Below are 18,569 nucleotides of genomic sequence, written 5' to 3' on the forward strand. Positions count from 1 at the left end.
TTTGGAACCATGGCAAGCAACTGGGATCGCCTGGACGTCAGTCAGCGCGACTCCGTGCAGGAAAACGTAGAGCTCTACGAGCGTGTCCGGCCTGCCCTGAAGCTGGTCACCCGCGAGGTCCTGCTGACTCTCCGGACCATGCTCAAGGACACCGAAGTCACGCCGCTGTTCGTCACCGGCCGCACCAAGTCCGTGGAGTCCTTCCGGGAAAAAATCTCCCGGACCGAGGAACCGCTGGAACCGGGCGGCCCGCGGGTGCTGAAGTTCCCCGATCCGTTCCGCACGCTCAACGACATGGTGGGCGTCCGCGTCATCACTAAGCTGCCGGCGGAAAATGCGGCAGTGGCCAACCTCATCAAGCGCCAGCGTCAGCTTTTCGACTGCCGCGGCGACCGCGAGAAGGACATCGGCTCCATCGAGTCCGGGACGTATGGCTACTCCAGCCGCCACCTCATCCTGCGGACCATCCAGAACGAGGCCGTCAAGGACTACCAGCAGGTCTTCAATCCGGAGGCGCAGCCCAACGGCAGCTACTTCTTCGAATGCCAGATCCGCACGGTGTTTGCGCACGCATGGAGCGAAATCGAGCACGACATCCGCTTCAAGGCAGAGGACCCGCGGGCCTGGACGCCTCACTTTGACCGTCAGTTCACCGCGACCGCCGCCATGCTCGAAACGGTGGAGACCGCCTTCGCGGACCTGCATGAACGCTACGAGGAGGTCCGCGGCTACTGGGACATGGCCGGTGAGGGCTCGGCCCAGCTGACGCCCAACCGCATCCGCGACGTCTGGCGTACGCTGCTGCCGCACGTGGACCGTAAAGTGGATGACGACTGGGGGTGGGCGGCCGAGCTCATGGCGGCCCACGGCCTCAACCAGACCGTGCAGCTCGCCGGCTTGCTCAGCGCCAACCGGATCACCGAGGTTCGCAAGGCCCTGGACCACCGCTACTCCCCCGGCCCGGACCGGCTGCTGGATGACCTCCTCCTCTGGCAGTACGGCACCAAGCACATTGACCTCACCGCCGAGGCGCCCGACGCCGTTCCGCACCCGCGGCGCGACAGCCTCCAGCGGCGGCTGAAACAGATCGAGCGCTACCGCCAGACCAAGAAATAGGGATCCATGAAGCCCGAACAACTCCAGTCCGTCCGGGCAACACTCCGCTCCCCGCGCCGCCTCAAGACCGAGGCCCTGGCTGGCCTGGTGGTGGCCCTGGCGCTCATTCCGGAGGCGATCGCCTTCTCCGTGATCGCCGGCGTGGACCCCAGAATCGGCCTCTTTGCCTCCTTCACCATGGCCGTCACCATCTCCTTCGTGGGCGGCCGGCCCGCCATGATCTCGGCGGCCACCGGGGCGGTGGCCCTGGTGATCGCCCCGCTGATGCGCAGCCACGGGCTGGACCACCTGATTGCCGCGGTGATCCTGGCCGGCGTCTTCCAGATCATCCTGGCCGTCCTCGGCGTCACCCGGCTGATGCGCTTCATCCCCCGCTCGGTGATGGTGGGCTTCGTCAACGCCCTGGCCATCCTGGTGTTCATGGCCCAGCTGCCCGAGCTGATCGGCGTTCCGTGGTTGGTGTATCCGCTCGTGGCGGCGGGCCTGCTGATCGTCGTCGGCGTTCCCCGGATCACGACGGCGGTGCCGTCGCCGCTGGTGGCGATCGTTGTGCTCACCGTCGTTGCTGTCCTGGCCGGCATCGACGTGCCGGCCGTCCGGGACAAGGGGCAGCTGCCCGAGAGCCTGCCCTCCCTGTTCGTGCCCAACGTGCCGCTGACCCTGGAAACCTTCCAGACCATCGCGCCGTTCGCGCTGTCCATGGCGCTCGTAGGGCTGTTGGAATCACTCATGACGGCGAAACTCGTGGACGACATCACGGACACCCGCTCCAACAAGACCCGCGAGTCCTGGGGACAGGGCGTGGCCAACATTGTCACTGGTTTCCTCGGCGGCATGGGCGGTTGCGCGGTGATCGGCCAGACCATGATCAACGTCAAGGGCTCGGGCGCGCGGAGCCGGGTTTCCACGTTCCTGGCGGGCGTGTTCCTGCTGGTGCTGGTGGTGACGCTCGGCGACGTCGTGGGCCTCATCCCCATGGCCGCGCTGGTGGCCGTGATGATCTTCGTTTCGGCCATCACCTTCGACTGGCACTCGGTTGCCCCGAGAACCCTGAAGCGGATGCCCCGTTCGGAAACGGCCGTCATGCTGATCACCGTCGCCACCGTGTCGGTGACCCACAACCTGGCTATCGGCGTCGGCGTCGGGGTGCTCGCCGCGATGGCGATGTTCGCCCGGCGCGTTGCCCACTTTGCCACGGTGGAACGGACCGAGGTGGAGCTGAACGGCCGGACAGTCGCCACCTACACGGTGGACGGCGAGCTGTTCTTCGCGTCCTCGAATGACCTCTACACGCAATTCGACTATGCCCGGGATTCGGAGCCGCACATCGCCGGCGTGGTGATCGACCTGCATGCCTCGCACCTGTGGGACACCTCCACCATCGCCGTGCTGGACGCCGTGACGGAGAAATACCGCCGGCACGGCCTCGAGGTGGAACTGATCGGCCTCAACTCGGCCAGCATCCAGATGCGGGAGCGGCTGGCTGGCAAACTCAACGCCGCAGAGTGAGGTTCACCACACAAATCAGACCACGATCCCATACCTGATGCGGGCCACTGCGGAATGAACGACACGGTACCGTTACCTGAATGTGACATTGAGCGAAGCCTCCCGTACGGTGGAAAACGTGCCTCTTTCACCGACGAGGCACTCCCGCGCTGATTGCCTAACTCTGCCGCAGCCCGAGGAACCAATCGAAGACCCATGTCCGGCAGAGACGGGGAAACCACTTTTTGGCCTGCTTGAAGCGGGCCTCGGGGTGAAGCCGCGCAGTTCCTGACCACGCTCAGGACCGCGGCCGGGTGCCTCCCATCCGAATCCGACAGCTCACCTCGCAGGCATCGGGAGAGGCTTCTTCATGTCGTTCCGCTTTATTTCTGGCCGCCGCGCTGCGGCCGCCCGTTCCAATCCGTTCACCCGCATCGCCTCCGCAAACTCGAGCCTCGGCCGCCAGGCAGCAGTGATCCTCGCCGCCTCTGGCTTGGCATTCACGGGCTCCGTTGCGGCGAACGCCGGCGGCGCCGCCCCGGCCCAGACTGCGGAGGCTCCGGCCGCCGCCCCCGCGGCGGCCAGCCAGGTCCAGGCTCCCCTAGACGCTGCTTCCAGCGTCAAGATCGACTTTGAACGCCCCGCGGTCAAGACGGCCCCGGCTCCCGTAGTGGCAGCAACCGTCGTCGAGAAGCCGGTAGCGAAGAAGGCCGCGGCACCTGCAGCCGCCCCGGTTGCCGCGCCCGCCAAGGCTGTTGCCGCGCCGGCCGCGCCCGCACCGAAGGTTACCGTCAAGGCTGCGGCTCCAGCGCCGAAGGCCCCCGTCAAGGCTGCGGCAGGCGTCAACGCAACCATGCTGGCTTCGGCCAACGCCCAGATCGGCATCACGCAGGACTGCACCGCCATGGTGGAGAAGGCCCTCGGTGCCGCCGGCATCCGCGTGGGTGACCTGGCCCCGATGCAGTTCCTGAGCCACGGCAGGGTGGTCTCCACCCCGCAGCCCGGAGACATGGTGGTGCAGTCCGGCCACGTGGCCATCTACGCCGGAGCCGGCAAGGTCATCAGCGGCGGCATGAACGGCATCAACGCCACCATGGCCCACCCGCTGTCCTGGCTTACTGCCACCGGCCCCGTCACGTTCGTGCGCGCGGCCTAACAGCACCCCAGCCTCAATCACCGAAGCCTCAGGGCCTCGGCGTGGAGGGCCGGCGTTCCGCTGCCTTGGGGGCAGCGGGGCGCCGGCCTTTTCGCTGCTTCGATTCCGTATCCACCAATGCGCCGCATTCCCTGCGCCGGCCGCGGACTTCTCAGTATGCTGACAGGACAGCCACACTGACTGCCCGCCACCCGGGAGGAAAATACCGTGAATGAGAGCAACGTAAGCGGCGGAACCGTAGACGATAAATCGTTGTCCGCGTATCTGCACAGCCATCTGATAGCGGCAGCCGCCGGCGAGCGCCTCTTCGAACAGGCCGCCAAGAGCTGGAACGGCACGACGCATGGCGCCACTCTCAGCCGCCTTGCCGCTGAAGTGAGCGCAGACAAGGGCGCGCTGCACGAGATCTCCGACCAGCTGCATCTGCACATGCCGGCCTACAAGAAGCCATTGTCGTGGATCAGCGCCCAGCTCGGCACGCTCGATCCTCTGAATCCGCTGCACTCGCCCGACGGGGCCAGCGGCCAGCTCGCCCTTGAAGGCCTCCTCAGTGCGGTCACCGGAAAGTCCTTGCTCTGGAAAACGCTGATCGTCCTCTCCCGCACGGACGAGCGCATCGACCCCGCCACGGCCCACCGCCTCCTAGACCGCGCACACGAGCAAATCAGGGAACTCGACGCGCTGCTGCTGGACTCGACGCCTGAGCGTTTCGCCACGTCCAACGGATGACGGGTTTCACTGCCCGCCACTGTATCGTGGCGTGCTGAAGGCCCGCCGGTCCCCCATCGGCGGGCCTTCTCATTCCTTAAGTTAGCGATTTTCCGGCCCTGGGTTCAGGGATCGATTCAGTAGAAGGAGATCAGCTCGACGAGCTCCCCGACCCTGTCCTCGGGGTAGTTCCGGGCAATGTCAGCCTGGCTGAGCATGCCAACCAGGTCATGGCCGTCGATGACCGGCAACCTGCGCACCTGATGCTCGCCCATGGTTCTGATCGCGTCCTCGATGGAATCATCAACGCCGATGGTCACGGGCTTGCCCTGGCCAAACTCACTGGCGGTGGCGGTGCGTGGGTCACCGCCCTCCGCCAAGCATTTGACGACGATATCGCGGTCCGTGATCATTCCTTTGAGCCGGTTATCCTCCCCGCAGATCGGCAGGGCGCCGACGTTTAGCTCTTTCATCTTCCGCGCGGCTGCTTCCAGTGTTTCGTTTTCACCGATGCATTCAGCACCGCCGGTCATGATTTCACGTGCTGTTTTCATGGCGGTTCTCCTCAGATGATTCGGCTGGTCCCCCTACAGCTGCCCCGTTGGGCCGCTGTCCTCGACTTCTCCCCTCCAGGCGCCGGTCTCGGCACCGCGCGATTCGATGAACTCCTTGAACTTGCGCAGGTCGGCTTTGACCTGCATTTCATCGAGCTTCAGGGCTGCGCCGGCTTTTTCGGTGGCGGATTCCGGGGCCCATTCGAAGTGGACCTTGACCTTCGTGTGATTGGCATCCAGCGGGGTGAACCTGATGATGCCGGCATGCGACTTGCCGTCGGTACTGCGCCAAGCGATCCGATCATCAGGCACCTGGTCAACTATCTCCGTATCAAATTCCCGCTGCACACCACCCACCTTGGTAACCCAGTGGTTGGTGGTATTCGTCAGTTGGGTAACGGATTCCACTCCAGACATGAACTGAGGAAAGGATTCGAACTGTGTCCACTGGTTATAAGCCGTACGAACCGGAACTGCGACATCTACGATCTCTTCAACGGTTTCCATCTGTTCCTCCTGCTACTAGTTGGGGGTTAACTACAGTTCCTATCCGGGAGCAATTCCTTACTGTTCTGTTGTTGATTCACACCTCATCTCCTAACGATCGCCTTTAAGCGTTGTTTAGTGTGGGGCCAGCCGTTCCGCATTCTTCGTCATGCGTTCGAGGACGCTCACGGCCATGGCATACTCATCCACTCCGATGCCCGCCGTAAGGTCACGGCGGCTGTCGTCCACCATCCTGGACGCCTCGGTATGCAAGGCCCAGCCGTCGTTGGTGAGGGTGAGGCGGCCATCCAGCAGGAACACAAGTTCCCTCCGAACCAGCGCGGCCATGTCCCTCTCCTGCGCGGCACTTCCGTTGGCTGCGCTGAAAGGGCGCAGGACGTCCGTCAGTTCGAAGGGTGTGATGGGGCCGGAGCTCAACGTATTGAGGACCTGCCACTGTCTTCTGCTCAGATGGAGGCGCGCGAGAGTTGAATCAAGGTGTGACTCCAGCGCCGCGTCCAGCCGCTTGACCCAGTATCCGATAGGCCTGTTCACCCTGCCATGGTGGCAGGGGCCTCCCCTTTGGGCAAGGTGTGCCGGGTCCCAAGCCAGCCACCCCTGGGAATGGGACCGCTCATCGCGCGCCAGCTGTGCGGATGTGGATGCCAGGATCAAGGTGCCGCTGGCGTGCACTCGCGAGACCCTCCAGAACACCCTTCCTTCTTCCTCACAGGCGTAGGGTCTGCTCCGGAGGAAAGTAAGCATGCTTGCTTTTTGGCTGTCTACGGGTAAAGTCTACGTTGTAGAGAATTTGTTATCACCGGTTTTAGCAGCGGGACCCTGGTGGCATGGCCGTTCCGGCCGCTCACACCACCAAGGAGAACCAATGACAACCCACACGCAGTCCAGCCACGCCGACACCACGCGGAACACCAACGACATCAAAGCATCCGTCAGGACCGTCGAGTTCGCCGTCTACGTCGCCGCAGTCCTCGCCACGATCATCACCGCCGCCGTTGTCGGCGACAATGCCAGCGAAAACGGCGTCGATGTCTTCAACGCCAGCCAAGCCATGCAGTACATCACCTGGCTCACCGTCGGATTCATGATCGCCCGCGGACTGGCCAAGGCAGGCCACCGCGCACACACCACTCACGCCTAAGCAGCCACACGCTGGCAGCAGCAAACTGCCGCATCCTGAACGTCCCGCGCAGCCGCCAGCCACGGTGGCTGCGCCGGGACGCTTTGGCATTACCATGCTCGACCCCAGGATCCGCAGAACTGCGGCCCCGGGCCCGCTTCAACGCCCAGTGCACGCGTTGAAGCATCAGCCGCTGCAGCCTCACGGCGGCGCATGCGCACCCCGCGGAAAAGAGCCACTCATGGCAACTTCGCAGTACGACCAATTCCTCAACGAAACCAGCCCCGACCACGGGCCCCACTCGACTCTCGGGCGGAACCACCTCCATGGCCTGCACACCACCTACGTCCCCCGCGACGCCCAACAGCCCCGGGCTACGCAGCCCTGGTGCGCGACGTGCGACACCGACGGGCACCTTCTTGTGGACTCCATCGCCGTCATGGACCGCCGGGCGGAAACCCTCGCCGTTGCCTTCAACTGTGTGAAATGCGGCGGCTCCAGGGTCCTGTCCACCACGGCAAGTTTCGTCGCTGCAATCCTGGCCCGGTCGGCCAAGAACGATGACGTCATGCACTTGGGCGACGAGTACATCCACTGCGGCGAACCCATGTCCGCGACCGATCCGGACCTCAGGAGTTCACGCGCACCGGTCTCCACCCACCCTCGACGGGCGGACTTCCTCGGCGCCTATCTTCAGACCCGGGTACTGCGGTGCCGGTGCGGCTTCCAAATGGAAATACCGCACTAAGTGCAGATGCCTTCCACCCCGGCAACACCTGACTGACACCGCCGGGTAACCCCCTCACTTCATGCTCAGCCAGCAGGCCGAATCAGAGGCCAACAGCAGCCAAGACCAGTCGGGCCGGTACCCACAAATGATCAAGCTCCGGGCCGATTGCCCGGCCGCTGCGGGGGATTCAGGTCAATGATCGGAAGGTGGCCGTCCGTACGGATGGAGTCGCCGCCGCCGTTGCGGTGGTGGTATCCGGTCGAGTAGTTCCTGATGGTGTGCACTGATTCAACGGCGCGGGCCGCCTGGAGGGTTTCGATGATGAAATCGCGCTCTTCGTCGGTGCGGTCGGCGATTTTATGGGTGATCTGGAAGGTGAAGAGGGACAATCCGACACTTTTGTCGTAGGTCCCGGCGCCCACCCAGTCCACCGCGATGCCCCCGGGCAGCATCCAGGCGTCCGGGCATTTCCAGAACCGGACGTGATGCCGTTTGCGGGGATTACCGTTGATCTCACGCTGAAAAGCCAAATCCTGTTTGTTTCCGAACACGTAGAGCGAACTGACCGGCGCGGCTGGGTAGCTGCGGCCCAAGACAGTTGACTTCAGGGTCCGCCAGGCAGTCGCGGGTGTTATTGGATCGGCTTCGACCCAGCCGGCGGCGCTCATGGCAAGCCGCAGTTCCTCTGCCGGACCGATGACGGCGAGGTTGACCGGATCGCCCAGCACCCCGTCGCCGGTCCGTGCGCGCCCGATGAAGTAATCCGGAATGTAGAGGGCGCTCAAAATCCTGTGGATGCGCGGCAACAACGCGTACGCCAAGATCAGCCAGACAGGCAGAAACACCCACACCTGTTCAGGTCCGCGTGCCAGGCGTGCCAGCAGGAAGTAGTAGACGGCCCACCCCACCGCAGCCGTGACGGCGACGTAGAACAGCCGCTGCGCCACCGCCAGGACAGTTGCCCAGCGGCTCTGCCTGCGCTCCAGGCGGCTGACCGCCCGGGTATGGTCCGGCTCAGCCGGATCAGCCCGCCCATCCCCATCTGAGATCACTGCGCCGTCCCTTCCATCATGATCAAACCCCTCAGTCTAAAGCGGTCCGCGGCCGGAATTTTCCCCCGCCTCCCTCGCGTTGCGCGGCACCCTGGTCCCGATCTCAGGAAGGTGTCGAGTCGAAGTCCAAGGAGCTTCGGAGCATCAAACTAAGTAGGGACGCTGCGTACGCGGTGCCCGTGGGCGCCGTAGGAGTCAGCCCCGTACAGTGCGGTTGCGCCCCTGCGACTTGGCTTCATACAGGGCCACGTCGGCGACAGCGATCAGCTCGTCCAGGTCTTCCGTCTCAGCCGTGAATCTGGAGAGACCGTAGCTGACAGTGGGCAACCGGAGCACCTCCGGAATGACATGCTGGGCCAACCTCCGGCTGATCTCAGTGGTGATGGCCTCGGCGCGGCGCGGACCAACCCCCGGAATCATGAGAATGAACTCCTCCCCGCCGTATCTCCCCACAAGGTCTGTCGAGCGGACCGTCTCCCTGCAGGCATCCGCGAATGCCTGCAGGGCAAGGTCGCCGGCCGCATGTCCGAAGGTGTCATTGACCGTCTTGAAGTGGTCCAAATCGGCAAGGATCAATGTTCCGTATGTGTTTGACAGCCGGCTGCGGGCCAGCTCTGCCGCCGCCAGCTCAATGAACGCACTGCGGTTGAGGAGGCCGGTCAGGCCGTCCTGCCTGGCCACGGTCCGCAGCGCCCGCGTCTGCTGTTCCGTGCTGAGTTCGGCCATGCTGTATGACCCGACCACGAGGAACACCATGGTGACCAACGTGGTGACGGAGGATCCGAAGTAGGTGACAAAGGTGGGACCCGCCGGCCCCTCGGCTATGAAGACGACCAGACGGCCCGCGTAGAAGGCCGCGACGGCTCCGGCAGCCAGGGCCGTTGGTATCCGGACCCGGGAATAGCCGGGCTCCAGATGCCACAGCTCGCGGGAAGCCAGGCCAATAAGGAGGCACATGGAGGCCAGGAAAACCGCGCCCCCGGCCCAGGTGTTGGATGCCGGATTGTCCAGGGCAGCAGCAATCCCCGCGATGGCCGGCACAGCAACGGAGAGCCAAACGTTGCATTTGAGCATCCGCAGCGAGCGAGCAGCGGCCCATACGCTCGCCACCCCGGCGACGAGCAGGACGTTTCCCAACGGGTTGGCCCACACTTGGTGCGGCGTGCCGTTGAGAAGGAAGCTTGCCGAGCCCGCGAGGAACAGCAGCAGTGCCAGACACCACCAGGCACTGTACGCGGAACGCGTGCTGCGGAACGCCGAGAAGTAGAACAGGATGCCCATGACCAAGGCCATCAAGGCAAAGGCAACGCGGAGTGTTGCCGTGTCTAGGATCATTTCCGGCCCCCTGCATCCCGATCCAGTGCAGACCCAGTATCGCACCCGCACTGCGCCGACGATTAGCCTTCCGCGGACTCAGTTTGTAACGCTGACACATTTGTCTGACATCAGTCACGAATTGGTTGGCCCCGCGCTTCGGTGTCAGCATTATTGAATGCTTGAGGCAACAAAAACCCCCGAAATTGGGCCGCTGGCCGCCGCCAGCGTCGAGCCCCTGAATCCGGCCCTCGCGGCGGAGGCAAAGGTGGCGCGGGTGGCGGTCACCGTGTTCCCGCTCCTGGTCCTCGTTGCCGGCGTGGCCGGGTTCCTGCTTCCCGGCGCCTTCCAGCCCCTCGGCCCCGCCGTCCCGTACCTGCTGGGCATCATTATGTTCTGCATGGGGCTGACCCTGACGCCTCCCGATTTCGCTGCTGTGGCCCGGAGGCCGTGGGCCGTGGTCCTCGGCATCGTTGCCCACTACGTGATCATGCCCGGAGCGGGATGGCTGATCGCCAACGTCCTCCAGCTCGAGCCGGCCCTGGCCGTGGGCCTGATCCTCGTGGGCTGCGCACCGTCGGGCACTGCCTCCAATGTCATGGCCTTCCTGGCCAAGGGCGATGTGGCCCTATCCGTGGCCGTGGCCAGCGTGTCAACGCTGATCGCCCCGATCGTCACGCCCATCCTGGTGCTCTTCCTCGCCGGATCCTTCCTGAGCATCGATGCCGGCGCCATGGTTCTGGACATCGTCAAGACCGTGCTCGTGCCCGTCGTTGCCGGGTTGATGGCCCGGCTGTTCTTCAAGAACCTCGTCGCAAAGGCGCTCCCGGCGCTGCCCTGGGCATCCGCCGTCGTCATCTCCCTCATCGTGGCGGTGGTGGTGGCCGGAAGTGCCGGCAAGATCGTGGCAGCCGGCGGCATCGTCTTCCTTGCCGTTGTGCTGCACAACGGTTTCGGCCTTGGGCTCGGGTACCTGGCCGGCAAGCTGGGCCGCCTGGACGACAAGGCCCGCAGGGCGCTGGCGTTCGAGGTGGGCATGCAGAACTCCGGGCTGGCGGCAACACTCGCCACCGCCCACTTCACGCCGCTGGCGGCGCTTCCGTCCGCCGTTTTCTCGGTCTGGCACAACATCTCCGGCGCCATCGTGGCCGCTTGGCTGGCCCGGAAGCCCCTGCAGGACCCCACGCCGCGGCCGGAGTCCTAGACGGCCCGCCGCCGAGGTTCAGCTACGCGTAGCTGGGCACTTGCAGGCTCCGGAATTCTGACCCCTGGAAGATGAGGGGGTCGCTGCTGCTGTCCCTGACCGAGTAGCCGTGGACCCTGAGCAGGACCACGGTGTGGTCGCCCGCGGGGACCTCCGTCTCCACCGAGCAGTCCAGCCAGATCGCGGCGTCGCTGAGGAAGAGCGCGCCCTGTTCCGTGGTGGTGAGCCCGATGCCGGCAAAACGGTCCGCCGATTTCGAGGCCATCTGCCGGCAGGCATCCGCCTGTCCGGCGGCCAGGACGGAGACGCCGATCCGGCTCCCCGTCCGGATCAGCGGCCACGTCCGGGAGCTTTTCTGCGCCGCGAACATCGCCAGGGGCGGGTCGAGTGAGACCCCCACGGTGAACGTCGACGCCACTATTCCCTGCGGAGCTCCGTCCACCAGCGTGCACAGCGCCGCGACGCCGGAAGGGACATGCCCGAAGGTTTCGCGGAGGGATGCCGGGTCTAAATCACGGTTCAGAAACAACGAGTTCTCTCTTCGTCGGTTCGGTTGGGACGGTCGGGCCGGCGGGTTCGGTGGGCTTGGCAGGCGCGGCGGGACCGGCAGCAGCACCGGCGGCACCGCCGGCGGCACCGCCGTCGGCAAAGACTCTGGCGGGCCGGGGCAGTCCGTAGTGCTCCCGCAGGGTGCTGCCCGTGTATTCGCGCCGGAACAGTCCCCGGGCCCGCAGGATGGGAATGACTTGGTCCACGAACGCGTCCAGTCCTGAGGGAAGCACGGGCGGCATGATGTTGAACCCGTCCGCAGCGCCTTTCTCGAACCAGTCCTGGATCGCGTCCGCCACCTGCTCCGGCGTGCCGGAGAAGGTGCGGTGGCCGCGGCCGCCGCCCAGCCTGCCGATGAGCTGGCGGACGGTCAGCCGCTCCCGCCGTGCGAGCTCCACGATCAGCGTGTACCTGCTCTTGGCGCCCTCGATCTGGTCCTCCGACGGGAGGTCCTCCGGGAGCTGCGCGTCCAGCGGGAGCGATTCGGGCGAAACCCGCAGGACCCCTGCCAGCTGCTTCCGCGCGTGTTCCGGGTGGATCAGTTCATCGAGTTCACGTTCCAGCCGGCGCGCTTCCTGCTCGGTGGAACCGATAATCGGAACGATGCCGGGCAGGATCTTGATGTTGTCCGGGTTCCGGCCGGCGGCGGCTGTCTTCCGCTTCAGGTCGGCGTAGAACCGCTGGGCTTCCGCGAGGGTCTGCTGCGCGGTGAACACGGCCTCTGCATAGCGGGCGGCGAAGTCCTTGCCGTTTTCGGAGGAGCCTGCCTGGACTATCACCGGGTGGCCCTGCGGCGGCCGCGGCACATCCAGCGGCCCCTGGATCCGGAAGTACCGGCCCGCGTGGTTGACGGCATGGACCCGGGAACTGTCCGCCCAGACGCCGGCGTCCTTATCCCCCACCGGTGCGTCGTCCTCCCAGCTGTCCCAGAGCTTCCGCGACGCGTCAAGGAACTCGGCGGCCCGCTCGTAGCGGCGCCAGTGTGCGGGCTGGTCATCCAGCGAGAAGTTCCGCGCGGCGGCTTCCCCGGCGGTGGTCACCACATTCCAGCCTGCCCTGCCGCCGCTGATGTGATCCAGCGTGGCGAAACGCCGGGCCAGGTTGTAGGGATCGTTGTACGTGGTGGACGCCGTGGCGATCAGCCCGATCCGTTTGGTGACGGCGCCGATGGCGCTCAGCAGGAGCGTGGGTTTCCAGCGTGCCGTAGGGGCGCTGGCGAACGTCGCCGTGCAGCACCGGTGAGTCCGCAAAGAAGATCGAATCGAAAGTGCCGCGTTCGGCCGTGCGGGCCAGCCGCTGAAAATGGGCCACCTCGGTCCCCGCGAAGCTGTCGCTTTCCGGCAGCCGCCACGAGGCCTCGTGGTGTCCGGTGCTCATGAGGAAGGCGTTCAGATGCAGTTGGCGTTCGCCGCCGGCCGCTGCGCGCTTGGTTTGTGTACGTTCTGGCATGACGTTCCTTCGTGTTCAGGGGCAGGTAGGGGGCGCCGCTCAGGCGGCCTGGGATCCGACGGCGGTCCGCCAGCGGGAGAAATGGCGTTCGACGGCGACCAGCAGGTAGTTGACCAGCAGGCCGAGCAGCGAAACAGTCAGGATCCCCGCATACATGTCCGGGATCAGGAAGCTCATTTGCGAATTGACGATCAGGTAGCCGAGGCCGGCCTTGGCTCCCACCATTTCCGCGGCAATCAGGACCAGGATGGAGGACGTACCAGCCATCCGGATGCCCGTGAAGATGGTGGGCACGGCCGACGGCAGGATGACCTTCTGGAACAGCTGGAAGTTGGACAACCCCAGCGAGCGCGCGGCCCGGATCAGCAGCGGGTCCACCGTCCGGACGCCGGCGATGGTGTTCAACAGGACGGGGAAGAACGCGGCGTAGGCCACGATGCTGATCTTGGACGTTTCCCCGATGCCCAGGAGCAGCGTGAATACCGGGAGCAGCGCGAGCGCCGCGGTGTTCCGGAACACTTCCAGGAGCGGATTCAGGAAGCGGTCCAGGGACCGGTACCACGCCACCAGCAGGCCGAGGGCGACGGCGGCCACCACGGCGATGCCGAAGCCGCTGGCTGACCGGGTCAGGCTGGCCGCCAGGTGGTTCTGCAGCTGGCCGTTCCCAATCAGGGTCCCCAAGGCCTGGAGCACCTCGTGCAGTGGGGGGAGAAAAACGCGGGTCGACGCCGGCGCGAGGTACGTCGGGCCCAGTTCCCACAGCAGCAGGAACAGCAGGATGGCTCCTGCGCCCCAGACGGCCCGTCCCGCGGTCAGGGCAGCCAGGCGGAACCGCGACGGTCCGGTGTGGCCGGCATGAGGCCGGGCCGGCGCGGAAGTTGCACCTGTTGCGGGACCGTCTGTTGCGGGATCGCCTGTTGCAGGACCGTCCTTTCCGGAGGCGTCCCGGGTATTCGTGTCTTTGGTGAGTGTTGGCGTGCTCATCAGGCTGCCTTTCCGGTGGGGATGTTCCGTGCTTCGTCGGGTGCCGAGCCGTCCGGCTGGATCTTGGCGTGCCCGGCTTCCTGGGCCCGCCGCACTTCGTCGTGAAGGAGCGACCAGACCTTGTGCCGGTGCTCCACGAATGCCGCGTTCGAGCGGACGTCCTCGTCCCCGGAACGGTCGCCAAGATCGATGTCCACGATCTGCTTGAGCCGGCCGGGCCGGGAACTGAGCACCGCCACCCGCTGGCCCAGGTACACGGCCTCGTCGATGCCGTGGGTGATGAAGATGATGGTCTTTCCCGTGGCGGCCCAGATGCGCAGCAGCTCCGCCTGGAGCTGTTCGCGGGTCTGGGCGTCCAGGGCAGCGAAGGGTTCGTCCATCAGCAGGACGTCCGGTTCGTAGGCCAGGCTGCGGGCTATGGCCACGCGCTGTTTCATGCCGCCGGACAGCTCATGCGGGTACCGGTCCTCGAAGCCGCCGAGGCCCACCAGCTCGAGGTACTCGCGCGCCTTCTCGGCGCGCTCCTTGCGGCCGAAGCGTTTCCCGTCGCTGCCGGCTCCTTCGAGGCCGAAGGAGACGTTCGCCGCCGCGGTCCGCCAGGGGAAGAGCGCGTACTGCTGGAAGACGACGGCGCGGTCCCGGCCCGGTCCGGTGACTTCCCTGCCGTCCACCAGGACTTTGCCCGCGTCCGGTTTGGTCAGCCCTGCCAGCAGGTCCAGGAGGGTGGTCTTGCCGGAGCCGCTGGGCCCGACGAGCGTGATGAACTCACCGGCGGCGACGTCCAGGGAGATGCCGTCGAGGGCTGTCAGGACGGACCCCTCGGGGTTCTCCCGGGTGGGCCGCACGGTGAACTTCTTCGTGATGTTCTGCAGGCTGATTTTGGGGGTGGGGCCGGTACCGGAGGTCATGGTCTGCTTCCCTTCAGCAGGTCTTCGGATTCGTTGGTGTCCACCATCAGAACAGAGTTGAATCCGTGCCTGAAGGGCTCGGTCATGAGGGGCAACGGGACGTAACCTGCCGCCCCAGGCCCGTCTCGACGCGTGCGGGCGCGCCGCAGGACACACGGGGAAACAGGGCGTAAAGACGGGGACATCTCCCGCGGCGTCCGGACGCTGCCGTGCCCGCGGACTGCTCCAAGTGACACCGGGGCTACCCGCCGCTACGGCATGTGACAGCGCCCGTCACAATGCGTGTCATATCCCGGATTAGGGACGGGGCGCGGCGAAGCGCCGAATGTTACGTCAGCCGGGTCGCCGGAATGGGGGCGCCGGAGCTACGCCGGGCAACCTGCTACGAGAAAATTCCGACGGCGGACGGAACCGACCGGTGCACGTCAAGGGTGGCGCCCCGCAGGGTCAGTTTCCGCGGCGCGGGCTCCGGGATTCCGGCCGGCGGGGTGTGCCCGGCCAGCCGGTCAACCAGCATGGAGACGGCCCGTTCCGGCAGATCCTGCGAACCGCCCTCCGAAGGATTCGGGGCGCCGGCAGAGGGCACCAGGACATCAAAACCGGCCGGGTGCATGGTTTCCGAGATGACCACCTGCGCCACGCCGCGCCTGGCGAGCTCAGCAATGGTGCCGTCCTGGGCGGCGGCATGTGGGGCCACGCCCACGATGACGCCGTCCGCACCGCCGGACAGCATGAACTGCCGCCAGGTCTGGCCCAGCAGGATGACCGGCTGGTAGCCGTGGAGCGGAAGGATGGAAGCCGCTGCCGTGGCAAGCGCGCGGTCCGGCGGCCACTCAAGATCGCCGATGGCGATGGCCACCAGGTCCGTCCTTCCGCGGCGCATTCCGCGGGCAGCCTGGTTGGGTACGTAGCCGAGTTCCCCGACGGCGGCCATCACGCGCTCCTGGGTGGGCCGGCTGATGCGGGTTGTGCCGCCGCTCCGTCCGGACAGCACGTACGACACGGTGGTCAAGGACACTCCCGCCCTTTCGGCAACATCGCGAATGGTGGGGTTGGATACGCTCCTCACTGCTTACTCCTTCTGTCACTCTCGCCGCTGAGCGGCGCCGGCATTTGCGTGCCGAATTGATGGAATATTGTTGGATGGCCTCAGCCGCCCGTGTGCGGGTGGTCTGGTTGGTTTTCAAGTAATTCAGGGTCCCAGGGCGGTTCCGTTCTCATGTCCACACCCGTTCCGGCAGTGGACCTCGGTCCCACGGCAATGGTGGATGCCGCAACGTGCGCCTGGCGGGCGATGCCTCCGCGGACGGTCTCCACCAGGTCGTCACCGAGCAGCGGTCCTGTGTAGCTGATGCTGAGTTCTCCGTCCTTGGCCGTGGTGTCGTAGTTCCCCAGCGCATCCGAGAGGATTCCCTCCCGGTCCACGGCGGCCGACAGTGCGGCGGGATTGACCGCCTTCACGCTGAACCGGAGATCGTGAACCAGCACCGGCAGGACGTAAAAGTTGTTCACGCCCAGATTCGCGGTGCCCTTTTCGGTGGCCTTGCTGACGATGGCGCGGCCGTCATCAACGCTCGCCGTGGCCGGAAGGGCCACAATCACCTCGGGGACCACCTGCTGGAGAACGGCGGGCTCGAGCACATCGGGGGAAATGTTGGACAGCACGGTGTTCCGGGCCGCCGCTGCTGTGCCCAGCTTCTTGCGGATGCCTTCAACGTTCGCCTCCAACGTTGAATGAACCGCGATCACCACGCGGCGCCGGACCATGAGTCCGTCGAAGCTGACAGCGGGCCGGCCGTTGCCCAGGTCATGCGCTTCCTCCGATTGGGCCCCTACCTTCGTGGCTGCGGCAGAATCGTTCGCCGTGGCGACGGGCGCCGCGTTAGCCATGGGGTTGGCCTGGGCGCCGCCGGTGCAGCCGCTCAGTGCAAGCGACAACAGCACCGGCGCGATCACGAGGAGACGCTTCATCTCAGGTTCCTGCCGGGCAGGGGTCGCCCACGGCAAACTGGCCCATCGTGCTCAGCTTCAGCATGCGCCTTCGCATCTTCACGCATTCCTCCAAGTTCCGGGCAGCTCCCATACACAGGTGTGGAACAAGGCCATCGTGCGCCGTTGGACTTCTGAAAACCTTGGGGAAGTCATCCATCCAGGCGAGTTCCCACCCGAATGGGTGGTTTACTACATGAGGTATCCGCTACTGCGGGTACTACATGAGGTATCCGCTACTGCGGGTCACGCTGCGCGGCGCTGCTGCGCGTTTATTTGGGGGATAAATTGAGGCTTTTTTCGGCGACCCGTCCGTCTTCGTTGCGTGCTCTAGTGGTCGCGGCCGACGCGGGTGATCATCACGGGCTGCGTGAAATCAGGGGCCGGCTACATTACGGAATGGCAGACCACCGGCTTCGCGGGTAGCCAGGGGTTCTCCGCGCCGGGCCAAGCCCGGGAGGACACTTACCGCTCTCCTACCGGATCGTTCACGGTCACGGAGGCGCTGGGCCGGCGGAATCCGGGCACGGCGCTCAGGTACCGCGCCATCAACCGGTCTTCCCGGTGGGGAGGCGAACACAGAGCCACCTACAACCAGTACTTTGAGGGCCTCGGCGGGCCTGCGGACGAGAACCTGTGGACGTACATGAACCAGGGCTACTACGAGCAGGCCGCCGTCATTAACTACAACCGTCTTCCGGACGCGTCCACGGTCCTGGGCGCCTCCTACGCCATCTTCCTCCACGCCGGGAACGTCCCGTCGGCAGGCTGCATCTCCACCACACTCGCCACGGTGACCCGGTTCCTGCGGACCAGCAGGCCGGGAGACCGGATCGTCATGGGCGCCGTCGGCGACGTGTTCCGATCGGTTTCACGGACGGGCCCTGCGGATACCGCAGGAAAATCCCTGGCGTCGATCCACAGCAGTTCAGATGCCCTGAGTGTGGCCCCCGACGGAACACTGTGGAACTACCCTACCCTCGGCAACGGCGCCCTTGGCCAGCGCGCCGCGATCGGCAAGGGGTGGGGAACTGCCCGTTCGGTGTCCAAAGTGGACTGGAACCGGGACGGCATCCTGGACCTGCTGGCCCAGTGGCCCAACGGCACGATGACCGTCTACCCTGGCCGGTCCGCAGGCGGCTTCGGTGCAGCCTTTACGGCCGGAACCGCCGGGTGGCATCAGATGTCCATCGCGGCCGGCACGTGGGACACCTCGCAGCGGTATCCGGGCGTCCTAGCGCGGGACTCCGCGGGAAAGCTCTGGCTCTATGACAACCCTGCCGGGCGGGGGCTGGCGGGCCGCCGCCTCGTGGGCAGCGGGTGGGCAACCCTGGCAAACGTCACCATCGCGGACTGGGACAACAACGGGGTTCCGGACCTGTTGGCACCGGGCCGGGACGGTGTCCTGCGCCTCTACCGCCAGGACGGCAGGGGCAACTTTCGCAGCGAAGCCCGCCCGCAGATCGGCACCGGCTGGGGCGGTGCCCGCACCATCACAGCCAGTACCAGCTTTCAGGGCGCAGGCACCCGGGGGCTGACTGTCGTGTTCCATGACGGCGCCGTGCGGTACTTCCCCATGGGTCAGGGAACGTGGGGCGCACCGAGCAACATCGGGACGGGCTGGGGCGCTTTCCGCACGCTGGCCCGCTGACGGCGCCGGTTAGCTGACTGCGCTGGTCAGCTAACGGCGCGGGTTAACTGACGGCGCGGGTTAACTGACGGCGCGGGTTAACTGACGGAG

At 65.7% G+C, this 18,569-nt stretch carries 18 protein-coding genes, 1 pseudogene and 1 riboswitch; of the genes and pseudogenes, 8 read left to right on the top strand and 11 right to left on the bottom strand.

The window, feature by feature from the left end; all coding sequences use genetic code 11:
- Positions 1-9 precede the first annotated feature (9 nt).
- The 4 genes from CXQ90_RS15330 to CXQ90_RS15345 all read left to right on the top strand — a co-directional run bounded on the left by CXQ90_RS15330 (position 10) and on the right by CXQ90_RS15345 (position 4,489).
- On the top strand, positions 10-1,116 hold the full coding sequence (locus tag CXQ90_RS15330) for a GTP pyrophosphokinase family protein (protein WP_104140239.1): 1,107 nt from the start codon (positions 10-12) through the stop codon (positions 1,114-1,116).
- A gap of 6 nt (positions 1,117-1,122) precedes the next feature.
- Positions 1,123-2,625, top strand: a complete 1,503-nt coding sequence (locus tag CXQ90_RS15335) for a SulP family inorganic anion transporter (RefSeq protein WP_104140240.1) — start codon at positions 1,123-1,125, stop codon at positions 2,623-2,625.
- Positions 2,626-2,769: 144 nt separating this feature from the next.
- A riboswitch (cyclic di-AMP (ydaO/yuaA leader) is annotated at positions 2,770-2,971 on the top strand.
- A 3-nt stretch (positions 2,972-2,974) separates the two neighbouring features.
- On the top strand, positions 2,975-3,760 hold the full coding sequence (locus CXQ90_RS15340; RefSeq protein ID WP_104140241.1) for an NlpC/P60 family protein: 786 nt from the start codon (positions 2,975-2,977) through the stop codon (positions 3,758-3,760).
- Positions 3,761-3,967: 207 nt separating this feature from the next.
- Positions 3,968-4,489, top strand: coding sequence for a hypothetical protein (locus CXQ90_RS15345; RefSeq protein WP_104140242.1), 522 nt, complete (start codon positions 3,968-3,970; stop codon positions 4,487-4,489).
- 116 nt (positions 4,490-4,605) lie between these two features.
- Here the strand turns inward: CXQ90_RS15345 and CXQ90_RS15350 are convergent, their stop codons facing one another.
- The 3 genes from CXQ90_RS15350 to CXQ90_RS15360 all read right to left on the bottom strand — a co-directional run bounded on the left by CXQ90_RS15350 (position 4,606) and on the right by CXQ90_RS15360 (position 6,063).
- Positions 4,606-5,022: a CBS domain-containing protein gene (locus CXQ90_RS15350; protein ID WP_104140243.1), complete on the bottom strand. Its 417-nt coding sequence runs from the start codon at positions 5,020-5,022 to the stop codon at positions 4,606-4,608.
- A gap of 33 nt (positions 5,023-5,055) precedes the next feature.
- On the bottom strand, positions 5,056-5,529 hold the full coding sequence (locus tag CXQ90_RS15355; protein WP_104140244.1) for an SRPBCC family protein: 474 nt from the start codon (positions 5,527-5,529) through the stop codon (positions 5,056-5,058).
- Between the two features lie 114 nt (positions 5,530-5,643).
- The gene (locus CXQ90_RS15360; RefSeq protein WP_104140314.1) at positions 5,644-6,063 is read right to left on the bottom strand and encodes a MarR family winged helix-turn-helix transcriptional regulator; all 420 of its coding nucleotides are present in this window, start codon (positions 6,061-6,063) and stop codon (positions 5,644-5,646) included.
- Positions 6,064-6,394: 331 nt separating this feature from the next.
- Here CXQ90_RS15360 and CXQ90_RS15365 point away from each other — a divergent pair, with 331 nt between their 5' ends.
- Together CXQ90_RS15365 and CXQ90_RS15370 are read left to right on the top strand one after the other, a co-directional pair.
- A complete protein-coding gene (locus CXQ90_RS15365) occupies positions 6,395-6,670 on the top strand; it encodes a hypothetical protein (RefSeq protein ID WP_104140245.1) in 276 nt (91 codons plus the stop codon).
- 220 nt (positions 6,671-6,890) lie between these two features.
- Positions 6,891-7,397: a hypothetical protein gene (locus tag CXQ90_RS15370; protein WP_104140246.1), complete on the top strand. Its 507-nt coding sequence runs from the start codon at positions 6,891-6,893 to the stop codon at positions 7,395-7,397.
- A gap of 131 nt (positions 7,398-7,528) precedes the next feature.
- On the opposite strand, the gene CXQ90_RS15375 is transcribed toward CXQ90_RS15370, so the two are convergent.
- A complete protein-coding gene (locus CXQ90_RS15375) occupies positions 7,529-8,431 on the bottom strand; it encodes an LssY C-terminal domain-containing protein (protein ID WP_258064547.1) in 903 nt (300 codons plus the stop codon).
- A 195-nt stretch (positions 8,432-8,626) separates the two neighbouring features.
- A complete protein-coding gene (locus CXQ90_RS15380; RefSeq protein ID WP_104140247.1) occupies positions 8,627-9,766 on the bottom strand; it encodes a diguanylate cyclase in 1,140 nt (379 codons plus the stop codon).
- 157 nt (positions 9,767-9,923) lie between these two features.
- On the opposite strand from CXQ90_RS15380, the gene CXQ90_RS15385 reads away from it, so the two are divergent.
- Positions 9,924-10,949, top strand: a complete 1,026-nt coding sequence (locus CXQ90_RS15385; RefSeq protein WP_104140248.1) for a bile acid:sodium symporter family protein — start codon at positions 9,924-9,926, stop codon at positions 10,947-10,949.
- 22 nt (positions 10,950-10,971) lie between these two features.
- Here the strand turns inward: CXQ90_RS15385 and CXQ90_RS15390 are convergent, their stop codons facing one another.
- From CXQ90_RS15390 to CXQ90_RS15415, 6 genes and pseudogenes are all read right to left on the bottom strand, one after another.
- Positions 10,972-11,478, bottom strand: a complete 507-nt coding sequence (locus CXQ90_RS15390) for a flavin reductase family protein (protein WP_104140249.1) — start codon at positions 11,476-11,478, stop codon at positions 10,972-10,974.
- Positions 11,462-12,875: pseudogene (locus CXQ90_RS15395) on the bottom strand (LLM class flavin-dependent oxidoreductase). Before CXQ90_RS15395 ends, CXQ90_RS15390 begins: the two are co-directional and overlap by 17 nt.
- Before the next feature lie 111 nt (positions 12,876-12,986).
- Positions 12,987-13,931 carry an ABC transporter permease gene (locus CXQ90_RS15400; RefSeq protein ID WP_181038581.1) on the bottom strand — a complete coding sequence of 315 codons (945 nt, stop codon included), beginning with the start codon at positions 13,929-13,931 and terminating at the stop codon, positions 12,987-12,989.
- Complete coding sequence (locus CXQ90_RS15405) at positions 13,931-14,839, bottom strand: ABC transporter ATP-binding protein (RefSeq protein WP_104140250.1); 909 nt, start codon at positions 14,837-14,839, stop codon at positions 13,931-13,933. Before CXQ90_RS15405 ends, CXQ90_RS15400 begins: the two co-directional genes overlap by 1 nt.
- Before the next feature lie 382 nt (positions 14,840-15,221).
- Positions 15,222-15,908, bottom strand: a complete 687-nt coding sequence (locus tag CXQ90_RS15410; RefSeq protein WP_104140251.1) for a LacI family DNA-binding transcriptional regulator — start codon at positions 15,906-15,908, stop codon at positions 15,222-15,224.
- A gap of 80 nt (positions 15,909-15,988) precedes the next feature.
- The gene (locus CXQ90_RS15415) at positions 15,989-16,810 is read right to left on the bottom strand and encodes a hypothetical protein (RefSeq protein ID WP_104140252.1); all 822 of its coding nucleotides are present in this window, start codon (positions 16,808-16,810) and stop codon (positions 15,989-15,991) included.
- Between the two features lie 388 nt (positions 16,811-17,198).
- Between CXQ90_RS15415 and CXQ90_RS23005 the strand changes: the two genes are divergently transcribed.
- Positions 17,199-18,479 (top strand): hypothetical protein, encoded by a 1,281-nt coding sequence (locus CXQ90_RS23005; protein ID WP_258064548.1) that lies wholly within the window; start codon positions 17,199-17,201, stop codon positions 18,477-18,479.
- The last annotated feature ends 90 nt before the right edge of the window (positions 18,480-18,569 follow it).

Source organism: Arthrobacter sp. ZGTC131 (assembly GCF_002929275.1).
Taxonomy (GTDB): Bacteria; Actinomycetota; Actinomycetes; order Actinomycetales; family Micrococcaceae; genus Arthrobacter.